Here is a 17338-nt window from a genome sequence, read left to right as displayed (position 1 = left end):
GCAGCGTGGTCGGCAATTCAAGGCGACCCGGCGGTCGCTTCAACAGACGGGAGGAAGGCATGGCGATCGGTTTCATCGGGCTTGGTGCGATGGGCGCCCCAATGGTGCGCCATCTCGCGAAGGCTGGCCAGGACCTGCACGTCTTCGACACCAACCCCACTGCCCTCGATGCCGCGGCGGCGCTCGGCGCGACGGTCTGCCCGTCGGCGGCGGCGGTCGGCCATGCGGCGGAGGCGGTGCTGGTCTGCCTTCCGACACCGGACATCGTCCGGCAGGTCGTGCTCGGCCCCAGCGGCGTGATCGAGGGGAGCAAGGTCCGGATCTGCGTGGACCACTCGACGACGGGGCCGAGCGCCGCCCGCGAGATCGCGGATCGGCTCGCGGGCCGTGGGATCACGGCCCTGGACGCACCGCTGGCCGGTGGCGTGTCCGGCGCGCAGGCCGGCACGCTGTCCGTCATGGTGTCCGGCGAGACCTGGGCCTACGAGGCGCTCGCCCCCGTCTTCCGCAGCTTCGGCCGCCACGTCGTCCATGTCGGCACGGGCGTCGGCCAGGGGCAGGCGCTGAAGCTGATCAACAACATGATCGTGGGCGCCAACCTCGTCGCGGCCAGCGAGGCGATCCTGTTCGGGGTCCGCTTCGGCCTGTCCGCCGACGCCATCCTCGACATGCTCAACGCCAGCACGGCGCGCAGCTTCGTCACGGAGAGCATCCTTGCGGACCGCGTCCTCGACCGGCGTTTCGACTTCGGCTTCCGGCTCGAACTCATGCGCAAGGATCTGCGGCTGTGCGTGGCCGAGGCGGAGGCCGCCGGCGCGCCGATGCTGGTCTGCGCGCTCGCCAAGCAACTCTACGAATTGGCCCACGCCCATGGCGGCGGACACGACGACATGACGGTCGTCGTGAAGGAGCTGGAGCGCGCCGCTGGAGCGGAGATCGCCCGTTCCTGACACCGGAGGCGGCACGCCGCCGTTCCCTGAACGAATGGAGTCACGCCATGATGCGTCATGCTCTCGACGGCCTGACCGTCCTCGATTTCACGCACATCGGCGCGGGCCCGACCTGCACGATGCTTCTGGCCGACATGGGCGCCCGCGTCATCAAGGTCGAGCCGCCGCAAGGCGAACTCGGCCGCCAACTCGGCCCGGCCTGGATCGGGGACGACAGCGCGCTGTACCACGCCTTCAACCGCAACAAGCTGGGGCTGTCGCTCGACCTCAAGACCCCGCAGGGAGTCGAGGTCGCCCGGACCCTTGCCCGGACGGCGGACGTGCTGGTCGAGAGCATGCGGCCCGGCGTGATGCGGCGCATCGGCCTCGGCTACGACGTGCTTTCGGCGGACAACCCCGGTCTCGTCTACGCGTCGATCTCGGCCTATGGGCAGGACGGCCCCTACGCCGAGCGCCCCGGTGTCGATGGGATCATCCAGGCCGACAGCGGCCTGATGAGCATCATCGGAACGCCCGCGAGCGAACCGTGCAAGGTCCAGGCGCCGGTGGTCGACGTGTTCACCGGCTACGTCGCGGCGCTCGGCATCCTGGCCAAGATGATGGAGCGCCGGCGCGACGGCAAGGGCGGCCAGCTCGACATCAACCTGCTGAACGCCGCCTTGGCACTCCAGCAGCCCTCCATTGCCGGCTACTTGGCGGACGGTGTGCTGCCGAAACGCCAGGGCAGCGCCGCGCCCTATTCAGCCCCCAACGAGGCGTTTGAGACCGCCGACGGCTGGATCATGGTCGCGGCCTACAACGGCGGTCGCTGGGACCGGCTGTGCGAGGTGCTGGGGCGCGTCGACCTGATTCACGACCAGAGGTTCGAAACCTCCGCAACGCGGGTCGCCAATCGGGAGGCGATGCGCGACACGCTCGGCCCACTCTTCAAAGCGCAGCCGAGCGAACACTGGCTGGCCGTCTTGCGCAAGGTGGACGTCCTGTGCACACGGGTGGCCGACTACGCAGACCTTGTCGGGCATCCGCAGGTGGCGGCCAACGGTATGATCGCCGGGATGAGCCATCCTGCCTTGGGAACGATCCGGGTTCCCGGCTTCCCGATCAACAGTCGCGAGTCCAACGCGGTGCCGCACGCCCCCGCCCCCGCGCTCGGCGAGCATTCCGCCGACATCCTCGCGTCGTTCGGATTTTCCCGCGGCGCCATCGCGGAACTGCTCGACCGCAAGGTGATCGGCTCCCAGTACCCGCGGACGGCCCCATGACAAGACCAGATTACGGGAGGACAGAAGCCATGCTTGCGACCGTCGACAGCCACATTGCGGGACGCTCCGCGCCACCGCTGAAGGGGGCCTATCTCGACAAGTTCGATCCGCGCACCGGCACCCGGATGCAGCGGGTCGCCGACAGCACGCCCGAGGATCTCGACCGGGCCGTCGCTGCGGCGTCGGACGCACTGGCCGCGTGGCGCGACACGCGACCGTCCGAACGCGGCCGCATCCTGGTCGAGACCGCGCGCGCAATCCGCCGCAACGAAGAGCGGCTCGGCGCCATCGAATCCCGCGAGACCGGCAAGCCGGGCATCGAGATGGCCCAGCTCATCGACCTGACCGCCCAGTATTTCGAGTTCTACGGCGGCATCGTCAACGTGATGGACGGCGAGGTGATCAATGTCGGGCCCGGACATCACGTCTACACCCGCCGCGATCCGTTCGGCGTGATCGGCGTGATCCTGCCCTGGAACGCCCCGCTTCATCAGGCGGCACGGGCGATCGCGCCGGCACTGGCGACGGGCAACACGGTCGCCGCCAAGCCGTCCGAACACACGTCGGGTTCGCTGGTCGAGTTGGCCCGCATCGCGGTCGAGGAAGGCGGGCTGCCGCCCGGCGTGCTCAACGTGATCGTGGGTAAGGGCAGCGTGATCGGCCCGGCGATGGCCAACCACCCGGAGGTGCGCAAGATCTCTTTCACGGGCAGCGTTCGCGTCGGCCAGGAACTCGGCCGCATCGCGGCGGACCGCGTTCTTCCGCTCACGCTCGAACTCGGCGGCAAGTCGGCGAACATCGTCTTCGACGACGCCGACCTCGACGCCGCGGCCATCGGCTCGACGCGCGCCTTCACCTGGAACAGCGGGCAGTGGTGCGCGGCGGGCACGCGCCTTCTGGTGCAGGAGAGCATCCATGACCGCTTCGTGGACAAGCTGCTGACGGCCGTGGCCGAACTGCGCGTCGGTCCCGAGCATGGCGCGACGTCCGGTCCCATCACCACCCACGCGCAGTTCCTGAAGATCCAGAGCTACTTCGAGGCCGCGGCGCGCGACGGGCTGACGCCCGCCATCGGTGGCCGCGTGGCCGACGATCCCCGCCTGGGCGGCGGGTGGTACATCGAACCCACGGTCTACACCGGCGTCACCAATGACATGACCGTCGCGCGCGAGGAGATCTTCGGCCCGGTGGTGTGCGTCATTCCGTTCAAGGACGAGGGCGACGCGGTGCGCATCGCGAACGAGTCCGACTTCGGGCTGGCCGCAGGAATTTGGAGCCGGGATGTCGGGCGCGTCCACCGCGTTGCCGCACGGCTCGAAGCCGGGCGCATCGTCGTCAACGACTACAGCGGCGGCTTCGTCCAGACGCCCTGCGGCGGCTTCAAGCACAGCGGCTATGGGCGTGAGCAGGGCATCGACGCCCTGTCGCACTACACCCAGCTGAAGTCGGTCATCATCACGCTGTAGGTGGCGGATTTTGGAAGGCGTCATGAATCTCGATCATCACAACAATGCATTCCTCACCATGATCGGCCTCACGCTCTCGCGGTGGGAGCCGGGCATGGCGGAGTTCGACCTTGTGGTCGATCATCGCCACACCAACCGACAGGGCATCCTGCAAGGAGGGGTTCTTGCGACCATGCTTGATGCCGCCTGCGGCTATGCCGGCCTCCATGACGGGACCGGCGTGGCCGAGGGTGTGGGCGAGGGTCAAGCCGTGACGCTGTCCTTGATGGTGAACTATCTGGCGCGTGTGGAGGGTGGTCGCTTGCGCGCCGTCGGGACGGTCACGGGGGGCGGAAGGCGCATCTATTTCGCAAACGGAGTGGTCCATGCCGGCGACGGTTCGGTCGTCGCGACGGCGCAGGGAAGCTTCAAGCGGATGCCGCCGCGTTGATCTCTGATCCGTGGTGTCGGCCACCTGCCTCGGCTAGAGTTGGGGTGGTCATGACGCTGATGAACGGATTTGGGAATGCGCGCGTCCGAACTGTCCGAGCTGGCAGCCTTCGTCTCCGTGGCCAAGACACGGAATTTTCGGCTTGCCGGCCTGGAACGCGGAGTCACCGCATCGGCGATCAGCCATGCGGTGACGAGCTTGGAGGAGCGCGTCGGGGTCCGTTTGCTGAACCGCACGACGCGCAGCGTGTCGCTGACCGACGCAGGCGATCTCCTGAACGCGCGGCTGGCTCCGGCGTTTCTGGAGATCCGTGATGCCGTAGACAGCCTCAACCAGTTTCGCGATGCGCCCTTCGGAACGGTGCGCATCAACGTGCCGCACTCCATCGGACGATTCGTCCTCGGTAAGGTCATCGGCCCCCTGATCCGGAACAATCCCGCGCTCCGTCTCGAAGTCATTGCGACGGACCGGATGGTGGACATCGTCAACGACGGGTTCGACGCGGGAATCCGGCTGGGCGGAACGATTTCGCAGGACATGGTCGGTGTAAAGCTGCGACCGCGCCTGCGCCTCGTCGTCGTGGGATCACCCGAGTATTTCGAAACTCGTCCCCTCCCGCAGTTGCCGCAGGATCTGCGGCAGCACACCTGCATCCAGAATGTGTACCCGAGCGGCATCTCCTATCCTTGGGAATTTGAAAAGGATGGTGAGCGCTTTGTCTTCGAGCCGAGCGGGCCGCTGGCGCTCGACGACAACGAACTGATGATCGAGGCTGTGTTGGGCGGGGTGTGCCTGGGCTATGTCTGGGAAGGCTACGCGCGCCCTTATATTGAGGCGGGTCGATTGATCCAATGTCTGGATGATTGGTGCGCACCGGAGGATTGGCTTTACCTGTACTATCCCAACCGGCGCCATGTATCGGCGGCGATGCGCGCTCTGATCGAGGCGATCAAAGCTTAATCCCCCGGTCCGACGGGGGTATCGCAACAATCACCACTGCTGAATCCAGCTCATCAAGGAAAGAACAAATCTCCGGATTATGACTCCGGCATGAACGGCGTACAACCGCTTTCAGGCACAGCGTGCCGTATCAATCGCGGAACAGACGCCGGCTCGACTGCGTGGGTTCTTGCAGCAAGAGATTTGGCGTAATTCCGACTCAGCAGGCGGAATGACAATGCCCATGCTAAGCGAAGTCAGAGTCTTGATTGCCGATGCCAATCCTGCCATTGCGTCGGGCCTCCGCCTGATGCTTGAGCAGTGGGGTGTGGGAGGGTGCGAAGTAGTTTCCACGCGCACCGAGTTGGCCGCGGCGCTGAGCGAGGCCACACCCGACGTTGTTCTGTTCAACATAGACTTGGTGAGCGATTCGAACGAGATCGAAAGCCTGTTGCGTCGGCACCCGATCGGCGCCATCGGCTTGGCGGCACATTTTCTTACGTCAGATTGGCTGATGCAGGACAAGGTGCCGATTCTCGAAATGCCGTTCGGCCTCGACAAACTGCGGTCGGCAGTTTTGTCGGCAGCACGAGGAACCGGTAAGGGCATCGCTCCGACGGGGGCGGGGAGGTACGACAGCCGGCAACAGCATCGCAACGATGAAACGCCTGTTCCCACCTCGGCACTGAACATCTCTTAACATTACGCAACAACGCTTCACGGCCCAAAGCGCTCAGCGTGTTGCACGCTGCTCTGCCAACGCTCGGATCAATCATTTTCTGAAGGAGGCGTGACCGTGCAAACGCGGCAACGGAAAAGGAAATGGACCCTTGCTCCCTTAGCGTTGTGCGTGCCGCTGGCGTTCGGAAGCGCCCTTTCGGTTCCGGCGATTGCGGTGGAGCAGACGCCCGACAGCGTGGAGGTGCGCAATCGAGCGACGGTTACCAAAGGCTTCGAGGCATGGCGGGACGGTACGGGAAGCCCCTACGACCTGCTTGACGAGAACGCCGACTGGACCATCGTCGGTGCATCCCTGGTTGCGCGCACCTACACAGGCCGAGAGGACTTCCTCAGCAACGTGATCCGGCCCTTCGGTGCCCGCATGGCCAGCCGTTTCGTTCCGGAAATCCGGAATCTCTATGCTGACGGCGACACGGTGATCGTGCATTTCGATGCGGAAGGAACGGCCCGCGATGGCCAGCCGTATCGCAACAGTTACGCGTGGTTCCTTACGCTGCGGAACGACCGGATCATCAAAGCGACCGCGTTCTTCGACAGCATCGCGTTCAACGATTTCTGGCAGCGCGTGACGCCGACGCAGTAGCAGAGCAGTTGTCCTGCCCACCGCGCGGCAGGCGCATCAATTGCCGCGTGGCGGACGTTCCTCCTGCGGAGACGGCGAACCGACGCATGAGGCGTGTTCGCCGCCGAAGCGCGCGACAAGCGTATCGATCAATATCCGGACCTTTCCCAAAACATGGGGGCCGGGAGGTCGCAAAACGTAGAGACCATGTTCTGGCATGTCGTAACCGAGAAGGAGCGCTTCGAGCCTTCCGCTCGCGATGAACTCTGACACGAGGAACAACGGAACGGCGGCGATCCCAAGCCCCGCAATCGCCCACTGCACGATGGCATCCCCGCTGTCGGTCCGTAGGCGCCCTTCCGGGCGAACCGACAGCCAGTTTTTACCGGAGCGGAACCGCCACTCCGTCTGTACCGCGCCGCTGTAGATCAGACATTCATGGGTGGTAAGGTCAGCCGGCGCGTCCGGTCGGCCGTGTCGCCCGATATACTCCGGGCTGGCGACCAGCACGGCTCGAACCGGCGCGATTCGGCGCGCCACGAGGCTGGAATCGCGCAGCGTGCCAATGCGGACCGCGGCATCGAAACGCTCGCCAATCAGGTCGGCAATCCGGTCGCTGTAGGACACATCCATGGCGAGCCTGGGGTGGAGCCGGGCCAAGTCCGCCAGGACTGGAGCCATGTGATGGACGAAAGCCGCGGGCACGGAAAGGCGCAACCGCCCGATCATCCCACCCCCTCGTTGAGCGACGGAGTCACGCGCGTCCTCCAAATCCGCCAGAATCCGCTCGCACCGCGCTTTGAACTCGAGACCGGCATCGGTCGGGCTGATGCCACGCGTGGTGCGGCTGAGAAGGCGTGTTCCAAGTTCGGCTTCGAGCCGCGCCATCCGCCGGCTGAGGATCGACTTTGAAATGCCCAGACGATGCGCCGCCCGGTTGAAGCCGCCACTGTCGACGATCTCGACGAAGCTCTTCAGGTCCGCGAACTCTGGCATGCCGGTGTTCCCAATCAGGCAACAGTCTGGGCGCATTTAAGGCCATTCTGGCCCGCCAGGTGAACCGCTAACTTGGACCGGTCGCCATCGTCGGATGGCTCAAGAGGTCCAAATCCATGTCCACAGTTCTCGTCCTTACCAGCAGCGTCCTTGGCGAAGCGTCCGTTTCGAACCGCCTCGTCGAAGAGGTGGTTGCACGTCTACGCTCGCAGGAACCCGATCTTCACGTCATCGCCCGGGATCTTGGCCGCAATCCGCTTCCCCACCTGACCATTGATGCCGCCGTCGCGCTGCGGGGCGGTGATCCGGCCAACGCCGATCAGGCGGAAGCCCGCGCTCTTTCGGACAATCTCGTTGCCGAGCTCAAAGCGGCCAATACGGTGATCATCGGTGCGCCGATGTACAACTTCGGCATTCCGTCGACCCTGAAATCATGGTTCGACCATGTGCTGCGCGCCGGCGTCACGTTCCAGTATTCCGCCAGCGGCGCGGCGGGGCTGCTCACGGAGAAGCGGGCAATCGTCATCGAGAGCCGGGGTGGTCTGTACAGCGACGGCCCGGCGCAGGCGATGGACGCACAGGAGCCGCATCTTCGAGCCTTGCTTGGGTTCATGGGCATCACCGACGTCACATTCATCCGCGCGGAACGGCTGGCTTTGGGGGCGGAAGCTCACGAACAGGCCATCGGTGCCGCGCGGGCGCGGATCGTGCAGACCGTATAGCAAGCGCCAACGCGGCGCCAGAAGGGTTGGACCGGCGGGCGGCTGTGGCGGGCTTCGACGGTACACTGCTGACCACCGCGACAGTGGTCGCCCTCCGCCTGCGTCTGTTCGAGCGGTACTGAGCCGGCATCCCTGCAGCGAACCGGATCAGGGCGGGCACTCGGCGCCGGTCTCGATCCAGGCGGCGATCAACGCGCCGAAGGTGGCCTGCGTGCCCGGTGCCGGACGGCGGCCTTCGCCGGGATGCCAAGCCCAGGCGACGAGATGATCCTCGGCCAAGTGCGTGTGGATCTGGGCAAGACTGCGGCCGCCGTTGCGGGCCGGGTCCTTCAACTGCTGGCAGATCCCGCCGAGGGTCAGCCCCTGCCACGCCATGCTGGCCGGCGCCAAAAGCCATGGCGTGGCGCCAGGAACGGAGCCGATGCGGCTGCCGACCAGGGTCGTGTTCTCCGTCCGGTGGCAGGAGTTGCAGTTCAATCCGGGCTGACCGAACCCGGACTCCCCGGCCTGCATGAACGGAGCGTGCGGGCGCATCGCATCGCCCTGGGTCGGCTGGCGGTCGGCCGGGTGGCAGTTCATGCAGCGGGGATCGGTGAGAACCTTGGCCGCTTCGGTGAAGAGCGCGCGCGAGCGGGACGCGGGATCTCCGGTCGGGACGATCTCGGCGGGGCTTTTCAGGCCGCGCCCGAGATCGGTGGTATCCGCCCGGGCGGTGCCGATGGCAGCGGCCAGGGCCAGGGCGCTCACGGTCACGGCGGGAAGGATGAGACGGGCGATACGTCGCATGGTCATGCCCTCCTCAGCCTGCTGCCGTCGATCGGCAAATTGCGGAGCCTTTGTCCGGTCGCCGCGAAGATCGCGTTCATCACCGCCGGGGCTACGGGCGGCGTGCCCAGTTCGCCGACGCCGCCCGGTGCCTCGGTGCTCGGCACGATATGGACGTCGATCCGGGGGCACTCGTTGATGCGCAGAACTGGCGAGTCATCGAAATTGCCCTCGACGATGGCGCCGTCGGCCACGGTCAGACGGCCATAGAGCACCGCGCTCAGGCCGTAGACGATCCCGCTCTCCACCTGCTGCTTGAGGATCACCGGATTGATGACCTGCCCACAATCGACGGCGCAGACCATGCGGTCGATCCGGACGGTGCCGCCCGGTGTCACCTGAACGTCGGCGACCAGGGCGGCGAAGCTTCCGAAATCAGCGATCACCGCTACGCCGCGTCCGCGCCCCGGTTCGAGCGGCGTTCCCCACCCGGCCCGCTCCGCGGCAAGGTCGAGCACCGCGCGCAACCGCGGTGTTCCGGTGAGCAGGCGCCGCCGATAGATCACAGGGTCCTGGCCGGCAAGATGGGCCGCCTCGTCGATGCCGCATTCGATGGCTGGGGCGTTGCGGGTCGGGCCGACGCCGCGCCAGTTGCCGGTCAACATGCCCTCGGGCGCTTCGTGGCGGACGTACTCGACGCGCTTGTTGGGGATATCATAGGGTCCCTCGGCGCCGCCAACGATGTCGAGATCGATGCCGTCCTTGAAGAAGGCCGGCAAGAAGCGCGCCATGATCGCCGGTCCGACGACGCGGTGGCGCCACGACACCGGCAGCCCATCGGGGCCGAGCGTGAGGTGCAGCCGACTGAGGTTCAGATAGCGGAAGGAGTCGTGACGGATGTCCTCCTCACGGCTCCACACCACCTGCACGGGCCCGTCGACCTGCTGGGCCACGCGGGTCGCCAGGGTGATGCCGTCATAATCGAGGCGCCGGCCGAAGCCGCCGCCGAGCAGGTGATTGTGGACCACCACCTTCTCCACAGGCAGGCCAGTGACCGCCGCCGCCGCTTGGCGGGCCCGCCCGGCCACCTGGGTCCCAACCCAGACGTCGCAGGAGTCTTTGCGCACATGCACGGTGCAGTTCATCGGCTCCATCGCCGAATGGGCGAGGATGGGCAACCGGTACAGGGTGTCAAGGCCGCGGGCCTGTGCCGCCTCCGCCGCGGCCACGTCGCCGGCCTCATGGGCGACCAGAGCCGCCCCCGCCATGGCGGCGTCGGCGCGCCGCTCCAATTCCTCGGTGGTCAGGCCGCCGTTCGGCCCGGCATCCCAGGTGATGCGCAGCGCCGCCAGCCCCTTGCGGGCCGCTCCGGTGTGGTCGGCGACCACGGCGACGGCATCGCTCAGTCGGACCACCTGCCGAACCCCCTTGACGGCGAGCGCCGCACTGTCGTCCACCGCCTTCAGCGTGCCCCCAAAGGTCGGGCAGATGGCCAAAGCCGCGAACTTGACCCCCGGTGGGTGGGCGTCGAGCCCGAAACGGGCGGTTCCGTCCACCTTCTCCGGCGAGTCGATGCGGGGCAGCGCTTTGCCGATCAGGGTGAAGGCCGAGGCCGGCTTGAGCATCACGGTTTCCGGAAGCGGTTCCCGCGCGGCGGCGGCGGCCAGTGTGCCGTAGGGAGCGCTGCGTCCACTCTCGGGGTGCCGCACGACCCCGGCTTCGGCCTTGCAGGAGTCAGCGGACACGCCCCATTGCCGCGCCGCCGCAGCGACCAGCATCGTCCGTGCCGCTGCCCCGGCCTGGCGCATGGGTGTCCAGAAACCGCGGATGGTGACCGAACCACCGGTGATCTGGTCGCCAAGCAAAGGGTGGGCGTAGCGCGCCGGGTCGGCCGGCGCCGGCACGGCCCGGATCTGGTCCAGCGGCACCTCCAACTCCTCGGCGATCAGCGTAGCGATCGCAGCGTAGACACCTTGCCCCATTTCGGCCGATGGCACGATCACCTCGATCGCCCCGGCTGGCGGAATGCGGATGAAGGGAGTGAGGGTAGCATCGCCAACCGTCGCCGCTTCGGCCGCTGTTCCACCTTCATTTTGTGCGGCGACCCCGGCGGGGCACAGCCCGATCACCAGGGCGCCCCCCACAGCGGCGGCAGAGATGAGGAAGCCCCGGCGGGAAAGCGGGCTGGCGGGAGGCGAGGACAGTGTGTTCCGGTTAGCCATGGCCATGTCACAGATTCTCCTCGCTGACGATGACGCCGGAGGCGCGCTTGATGGCGGCACGGATGCGCGGGTAGGTCCCGCAACGGCAAATGTTCCCGGACATCACCGCATCGATGTCCTCGTCGTTGGGCTGTGGGTTGACGGCCAGCAAGGCCGCCGCCGCCATGATCTGCCCGGACTGGCAATAGCCGCATTGAACCACTTCTTCGGCCAACCAAGCGCGCTGGACGCGCGCGCCTTCGTCGGTTTTACCGACCGCCTCGATGGTGGTGATGGTGGAGGAGGAGGCATCCGCAACGGTGGTGACGCAGGACCGCACCGCCTGCCCGTCGAGATGGACGGTGCAGGCGCCGCACATGGCGATGCCGCAGCCGAACTTTGTGCCGGTCAGACCGAGAACGTCGCGCAGCACCCATAACAGGGGAATGTCTCCATCCACATCGACCGTGTGCGTCATACCATTGACGTTAAGGGTGTGGGGCATGGTCGGAGGCTCCCTTGCGATGCGCTGTTGGTGCGATGTTCGGCCGTGCTTGCGATGTCCTGGTGCGGTGGCTGCCCGGCGGTCGGTCAGGCAGAGACGGGTCGGTTTGCGGTCTCAACCTTAGGCAGCCGGAACTGAGCAGACCGACTTAAATGGTGTGAGAATGTGTGAGGCGCGCCGATGGGGGGCGCGCTATCACAAAGGTGAGGCTGACTTTACAAAGGTGAAGTTGCCGTTTTGGTCCCGTACGATATGATTTTGCACCACCGCCGGAGGGCGGGGACGGCCGGAGAGCGCCGGGGGTACCATGGGGGATTTCGGCGAGAGCCGGTGTGGCGTGGAACCATGTCCGGCTGCTGGATCACAGTCGGCACGCAAAGCGCACGTTCCGGGGGTACCCGCGATTTCGCTGGGTCCCCCCTCTCAGGCTCCCAGTCACGCCGTTGACTTGGGCGAGATCGTCTTCGGCCCTTATCGGCTGTTGCCGCAGGCTCGCAAGCTCTACCGTGGCGATACGGTGGTGCGCATCGGCAGTCGTGCCATGGATCTGCTGATCCTGCTGGCCACACGGGCGGGAACGACCCTGACCAGCGAAGAACTGATGACCGCCGTCTGGCCCGGCATCCACGTCGAGCGCAACACACTGCGTGTCCAGATTGCCGCGCTGCGCAAGCTGCTCGGCGTCGAGCCGTCTTGTCTGGACTGCATCGTCACGGTCACGGGGCGCGGTTATGCGTTTGCCGTGCCATCGGTGTCCACCACTCCGCTCCGCCCGCTCTCCACCGCGCCGGAGCAGCATGATCTGTCACCGCCCCAACCGGCGCTTCCGCTGACGCGGCTGATCGGCCGTGACGCGCTGGTCACCGAGGTCGGACGACAAATCGGCGCTCATCGGCTGGTCACGCTGGTCGGGCCGGGCGGCGCCGGCAAGACGGCAGTGGCAATGCGGGTCGCTACCTTGGCGGCGGGCAGAGGGGAGGAGGTGGTTCCCGTCGATCTGTCGCCGCTGCCGGACGGTGAACTGCTGGCCGCCGCCGTGGCCGGTCGGCTCGGTCTGCCGGGCAATAGCCTGAACCCCACGGCGACGATCCTGCGCTACCTGTCGGACCGGCGCACCTTTCTGCTGCTCGACACCTGCGAACATCTCGTCGCTACGGCGGCGCGCTTCGTCGAGGCGGTTCTGGCGGTGGCACCGGGGGTCCGTATTCTTGCCACCAGCCGAGAGGCGCTGCGTGTTGCGGAGGAACAGATTCATCCGGTGCATGGCCTACCGTCGCCGGTCGCCGGCCAAGTGGCACCGGCCGACGCGCTGACCTTCCCGGCGGTGCGGCTGTTCATCGAACGCGCCGGCGCGGCCTCCGCCGGTTTGCGCTTCGGTGCGGCGGAGGCGCCCATCCTGGCGGACATCTGCCGGCGCTTGGACGGGCTGCCGCTGGCCATCGAACTGGCTGCGGCCCTGGTTCCCCATTTCGGTGTCGCCGGTCTTCTGCAGGCGCTTTCCGATCGCTTCGCGCTGCTCACCAGCGGTTACCGCACGGCACTGCCCCGCCACCAGACCTTGTTGGCGACGGTGGAATGGAGCTATCGCCTGCTAGACGAGGCGGAGCGGAGGGTCTTTCGTTGCTTCAGCGTGCTCCGCGGCGCCGTCGCCTGGGATGACGCGGTTGCCGTCCTTTCCTTCGATGCCGCCGACGCCGCCCCCGTGAAAGGTCTGCTCCAGCGGCTGGCTTCGAAATCGCTGATCGAGGTGACGCCCGACGGGCTTGGCGTCCGCTGTCGCATGCTCGACACCAACCGGGACTTCGCCTGGGCGGAGTTGGTCGCCAACGGCGAACAGGATGCCGCGATGGCACGGCATGCCGAGCATTGGACGATGCGGTTGGAGAACTGGACGCCGGAGCCGGCGGACGGCGCTTCACAACGGACAGGCTGGGAGGCGATGCTCACCAACGTCCGTTCGGCGTTGCGCTGGTGCTGGTCGACGGAGGAGGGGCAACCGCTTGGCGTGCGTCTTACCCTCGCCGCCGTGCCGCTGTGGACCAACCTGTCGCTGATCGCCGAAACCATCGAGGCCGTCGGGCACGCACTCGGCGCCATCCCGCCGGGTGATCCCACGCGGCGGCGCGACGTGATGCGGCTTCACGCCGCGCTGGGCGGCGCTCTGATGAACATCGACGGAGCCGGCGAGCGCGTGCAAGCCGCCTGGAGTACCGTGCTGGCCATCGCCGAGGATCTGGGCGACCGCGAGGCACGGCTGAAGGCGCTGTGGGGGCTGTGGATCGACCGGCGCAATCAGGGTGACGCCCGTGGAGCGCTGACGATCGCCCAAACCTATGCGCGCCTGTCCAGCGGTGTCGACGATCCGCTGTTCGCCATCCTCGGCGATCGGATGCTTGGCGTCTCACACTTCTTTGTCGGACGGTTCGCAACGGCGCGCGGCAGCATCGAACGCATGCTCGCGCGCAGCGGAACCATTCCCCGTTCGGCGCAGATCGCCGCCTTCCAGTTCGACCAGTCGGTCGCCGCCCGCTGCTTCGAGGCGCAAATCCTGTGGCTGCAGGGCTTCCCCGAACAGGCGCGCGCCGTCAGCCGGCGCAACGTCGAGGATGCGGTGTCCAGCGACCATGCCGGCAGCATCAGCTATGCCCTGTCGGAGGCGGCCTGCCCGATCGCTCTGCGCAACGGCAACCTCGAAGAGTTGGATGGCTTCGCCGGTCTTTTGATGGCCCGCACCAAGGGCGCAGGGTTGGCCATCTGGCACACTCTCGGCCGCTGCTACGAGAGCTTCCTCCTGATCGGTCACGGCCGGCGTGACATCGGCCTGCGTCAACTGGCTGAGGTCTTGGGCGAGTTGCGCCACATCCGACATGGACCGCTTCTGACGCATATGCTTGGGGAGTATGCGGCGATCCTGATCGACGCCGGCCGCCCTGTTGAGGCCGAGCGGGCCCTGCGCGAGGCCTTCAACCGCCTGCGCCGGAATGGCGAAGGGTGGTGCGCGGCCGATTTGAAGCGGGTGCGTGGTGAACTGGCAGCCCGGAATGGCAACCTGGTGGAGGCGCGGCGCTGGTTTGAACGCGCGTTGGCCGAGAGCCGACGGCAGGGCGCCCTTGCCTGGGAATTGCGTGCCGCGACGAGCTTCGCCCGGTTCCTCCGCGATCAAGGTGACACGGCCGAAGCGACCACGACGTTGTCCAACGTGCTCGGGCGGTACGGCGAAGGCTGGGGGACGCAGGATCTACGCCGGGCTCGCTCCCTGTACGACGAGGTAACGGTTTGTTCTTCGATCGCGGCGATTCGATCCGGGTAGACGGCACATGGTCCTTGTTCCCGACGACAATGACGCAACGCACGGTGAGAGCACATCTAATCCGGGAAATGGTGACCAAATTTCCCGATCAGGAGCCGCCCCCACCCCGTGAGCGGAAGAGCTTTTCGGTGACGTTGTTGCGCCAGCGGTCGCGCGAGCGCAGGTAGCGCCGCGCCACCTCGGTGGACTTGTGGCGGGTCTGGCGCATGATGTCGTGGAGCTGCGCCTCCTCCTCGGCCGCCGCGGTGGCGAGGCCGGCGCGCAGGGAATGGCCGGAGAAGCGCGCCGGCTCGGGCAGGCCGGCCCGGACGGCGCTCTCCTTGACCAGCCGGGCCACCGCCTTGTCGGAGAGCGGCTTGCCGGTGACCACGCCGTTCTTCAGCACGCCGCAGAACAGCGGGTCCTCGGGGCGCAACGCGCCGCGCACCGCCAGCCAGGCGTCGAGGGCACGCAGGGCGCAGAGATCCGGATCGGCGGCCGCCCAAATGGCCACCGCGTCGCCGCGCCCGCGCTGGTCGGTCTTGGAGCGGCGCACCGTCACCTCGACGCCGCGGTCGGGATGGCGGGTCACATCGGCGACGCGCAGCGCCACCAGCTCGGAGCGCCGGAGCGCGGCGCCGTAGCCGATCAGCAGCATGGCGCGGTTGCGCCGGCCGAGCGGCCCGTCGGGCTGCGCCGCGAGCAGGCGCGGCAGGGCGTCGAGGAGAATCGGCGCGGCCTGGCGGATCGGGCGGTCGGCCTGGCCGCGGGCGAGGCCGTCGAGCACCAGGGCGATGCGCGGGTGCTTGAGGTCGACCGGCACCCCGGCGAGGCGGTGGGCGGTGGCGATGGCGGCGAGGTGGACGCGCAGCGTCGGCACGGTCAGCCGTTCGGCCGCCTTGACCAGATACAGGCCGATGACGTCCGCGTCACCGGTCAGCGGGGCGAAGCCGAGGCGGTCGCACCACGCGCTGTAGGCCGTCCAGGCGGAGCGGTAGGCGCGCAGCGTGCCCTCCCCGCGCGCCCGCGTCGCCCAGACGGCGGCCTGCCGGGCGAGCTCCTGGATCTCGGCAGCGCGCGCCGGGTCGGCCGGGACGACGAGGCGGCCGAAGATCCCGGTCTCGACGGCGACGCCGGCGTCCGGCGCCGGCCAGGCGGCGCCCGTCCCGTCCGGGGAAAGGCGGGGGATCGGATCGTCCGGCGTGTCGTGCGGCATCGGGCTCCCAGCAGGCGAAGGCGGGCGGTTCGCGCGGAGGATGCGGGATCGCGCCGCCGCACGCAAGGGTTCCGTCCGGAAAAGCGTCTTGTCGGACGGAATCAAGTTGGCGGCGTTCCGCCTCGGCTGCAGCGGGCTGCCAACCAGCCTGCAGCGATGAAAATGCGGTCCTCAAGGGGGGCTGGGAGGGTCTGAAGGACGGATCCCGTCCACCGATCCCAGTTCGAGTCCAGCGATCCTGGCACTGTCTGTCTGGCGATCCGGAGCCGAAATCCGGCCGTTTTTCGCGGTTTCAGGCTTGAGTCCAGCGATCCCGGAAAACCGACAGTGCCGGCGTTCCCCCCGACAACAGGCGCCGCGGCGTGATAACGCCGCGATAAGTGTCCTTATCGGGGGGTTAGCAGACAGGCTGTCGGGCGTCTTGGCAAACTAGACCCTTAACGACATGAGGAACTGGACCTCCTTCTGGAGATGGAGGCCAGCATGTCGGTTGTTGATGAGAGCGTTTTGCCGCGGGGGAATGATCCGCGGAGAGACGTGATGAGGACGCCGGAAGAGGTTGCGGCCATGCTTCGGCTCCATGCCTTGGGCTGGGGTATCCGGCGCATCGCCACGGAACTCGGGTGCAGTCACATGACGGTGCGGCGCTACCTGGAGGCGGGCGGCTGGACGCCGGCGAAGGTCCCGCCTCGGCCCAAGACGCTGGATGGGCTGGAGAGCTGGCTGGCCGAACGCTTCCGGCGCCATCGCGGCAACGCCGATGTCGTGCGCCAGGACCTCCAGCGCGAGCACGGCCTGCGCGTCGGCCTGCGCACCGTCGAACGCGCCGTGGCACCGTGGCGGCGCGAGTTGGAGGTCGAGGCCCGGGCTACGGTCCGCTTCGAGACGCCGCCGGGCCATCAGCTGCAGATCGACTTCGGCGAGTTGCGCGCCGCCGTCGGCGGCGAACCACGGGGCAAAATCTACCTGTTCGTCGCCACGCTGGGGCACTCGCGTCGGCTCTACGTCCAGCCCTTTCGCCATGAACGGCAGTCGGCCTGGCTCGATGGCCTGGAGGGCGCCTTCCGGCACTTCGGCGGTTTGCCTCAGGAGGTCCTGCTGGACAACGCCAAGGCGCTGGTCACGCATCACGATCCGGAAACCCGCGAGGTGCTCTTCAACGAGCGCTTCCATGCCTTTGCCCGCTACTGGGGCTTTCGGCCGCGGGCCTGCGCACCGTATCGGGCTCGCACCAAGGGCAAGGACGAGCGCGGCGTCGGCTATGTGAAGCGCAACGCCATCGCCGGCCACAGCT

Annotated in this window: 15 protein-coding genes; 10 read left to right on the top strand and 5 right to left on the bottom strand. The window is 67.3% G+C overall.

Annotated features, from left to right (window positions below):
- Positions 1-59: 59 nt before the first annotated feature.
- The 7 genes from DS837_RS00075 to DS837_RS00045 all read left to right on the top strand — a co-directional run bounded on the left by DS837_RS00075 (position 60) and on the right by DS837_RS00045 (position 6371).
- Entirely contained in the window at positions 60-950 is an 891-nt protein-coding gene (locus tag DS837_RS00075; protein ID WP_149162906.1) for an NAD(P)-dependent oxidoreductase, read from the top strand.
- 47 nt (positions 951-997) lie between these two features.
- On the top strand, positions 998-2212 hold the full coding sequence (locus DS837_RS00070) for a CaiB/BaiF CoA transferase family protein (protein WP_149162905.1): 1215 nt from the start codon (positions 998-1000) through the stop codon (positions 2210-2212).
- A gap of 29 nt (positions 2213-2241) precedes the next feature.
- Positions 2242-3678, top strand: a complete 1437-nt coding sequence (locus DS837_RS00065; protein WP_149162904.1) for an aldehyde dehydrogenase family protein — start codon at positions 2242-2244, stop codon at positions 3676-3678.
- 22 nt (positions 3679-3700) lie between these two features.
- On the top strand, positions 3701-4108 hold the full coding sequence (locus DS837_RS00060; protein WP_149162903.1) for a PaaI family thioesterase: 408 nt from the start codon (positions 3701-3703) through the stop codon (positions 4106-4108).
- A 75-nt stretch (positions 4109-4183) separates the two neighbouring features.
- The gene (locus tag DS837_RS00055; RefSeq protein ID WP_149162902.1) at positions 4184-5068 is read left to right on the top strand and encodes a LysR family transcriptional regulator; all 885 of its coding nucleotides are present in this window, start codon (positions 4184-4186) and stop codon (positions 5066-5068) included.
- A gap of 223 nt (positions 5069-5291) precedes the next feature.
- Positions 5292-5747 (top strand): response regulator, encoded by a 456-nt coding sequence (locus DS837_RS00050; RefSeq protein ID WP_149162901.1) that lies wholly within the window; start codon positions 5292-5294, stop codon positions 5745-5747.
- A gap of 90 nt (positions 5748-5837) precedes the next feature.
- Entirely contained in the window at positions 5838-6371 is a 534-nt protein-coding gene (locus tag DS837_RS00045) for a nuclear transport factor 2 family protein (RefSeq protein ID WP_149162900.1), read from the top strand.
- 36 nt (positions 6372-6407) lie between these two features.
- Here DS837_RS00045 and DS837_RS00040 read toward each other — a convergent pair whose 3' ends face one another.
- Complete coding sequence (locus DS837_RS00040) at positions 6408-7346, bottom strand: LysR family transcriptional regulator (RefSeq protein WP_149162899.1); 939 nt, start codon at positions 7344-7346, stop codon at positions 6408-6410.
- A 116-nt stretch (positions 7347-7462) separates the two neighbouring features.
- Here DS837_RS00040 and DS837_RS00035 point away from each other — a divergent pair, with 116 nt between their 5' ends.
- On the top strand, positions 7463-8068 hold the full coding sequence (locus DS837_RS00035) for an FMN-dependent NADH-azoreductase (protein ID WP_149162898.1): 606 nt from the start codon (positions 7463-7465) through the stop codon (positions 8066-8068).
- Positions 8069-8215: 147 nt separating this feature from the next.
- Here the strand turns inward: DS837_RS00035 and DS837_RS00030 are convergent, their stop codons facing one another.
- The 3 genes from DS837_RS00030 to DS837_RS00020 are packed head-to-tail and all read right to left on the bottom strand — an operon-like array spanning position 8216 to position 11539.
- Complete coding sequence (locus DS837_RS00030) at positions 8216-8860, bottom strand: hypothetical protein (protein WP_211102012.1); 645 nt, start codon at positions 8858-8860, stop codon at positions 8216-8218.
- Entirely contained in the window at positions 8857-11061 is a 2205-nt protein-coding gene (locus DS837_RS00025; protein WP_149162897.1) for a xanthine dehydrogenase family protein molybdopterin-binding subunit, read from the bottom strand. The genes DS837_RS00030 and DS837_RS00025 overlap by 4 nt, the downstream gene beginning before the upstream one ends.
- A 1-nt stretch (position 11062) precedes the next feature.
- Positions 11063-11539 carry a (2Fe-2S)-binding protein gene (locus tag DS837_RS00020; protein WP_149162896.1) on the bottom strand — a complete coding sequence of 159 codons (477 nt, stop codon included), beginning with the start codon at positions 11537-11539 and terminating at the stop codon, positions 11063-11065.
- 448 nt (positions 11540-11987) lie between these two features.
- Here DS837_RS00020 and DS837_RS00015 point away from each other — a divergent pair, with 448 nt between their 5' ends.
- On the top strand, positions 11988-14849 hold the full coding sequence (locus DS837_RS00015) for an ATP-binding protein (RefSeq protein ID WP_170295690.1): 2862 nt from the start codon (positions 11988-11990) through the stop codon (positions 14847-14849).
- 88 nt (positions 14850-14937) lie between these two features.
- On the opposite strand, the gene DS837_RS00010 is transcribed toward DS837_RS00015, so the two are convergent.
- Complete coding sequence (locus tag DS837_RS00010; RefSeq protein ID WP_149162894.1) at positions 14938-16044, bottom strand: tyrosine-type recombinase/integrase; 1107 nt, start codon at positions 16042-16044, stop codon at positions 14938-14940.
- 483 nt (positions 16045-16527) lie between these two features.
- Here DS837_RS00010 and istA point away from each other — a divergent pair.
- Positions 16528-17338: IS21 family transposase (gene istA, locus DS837_RS00005; RefSeq protein ID WP_425599227.1), on the top strand; the 811-nt coding region annotated here is incomplete at its 3' end.

Origin of the sequence: Azospirillum brasilense, from assembly GCF_008365405.1 — a bacterium.
Taxonomy (GTDB): domain Bacteria; phylum Pseudomonadota; class Alphaproteobacteria; order Azospirillales; family Azospirillaceae; genus Azospirillum; species Azospirillum brasilense_D.
The sequence above is the reverse complement of the archived record's forward strand: the minus strand, read 5'-3'. Positions and strand labels throughout refer to the sequence as shown.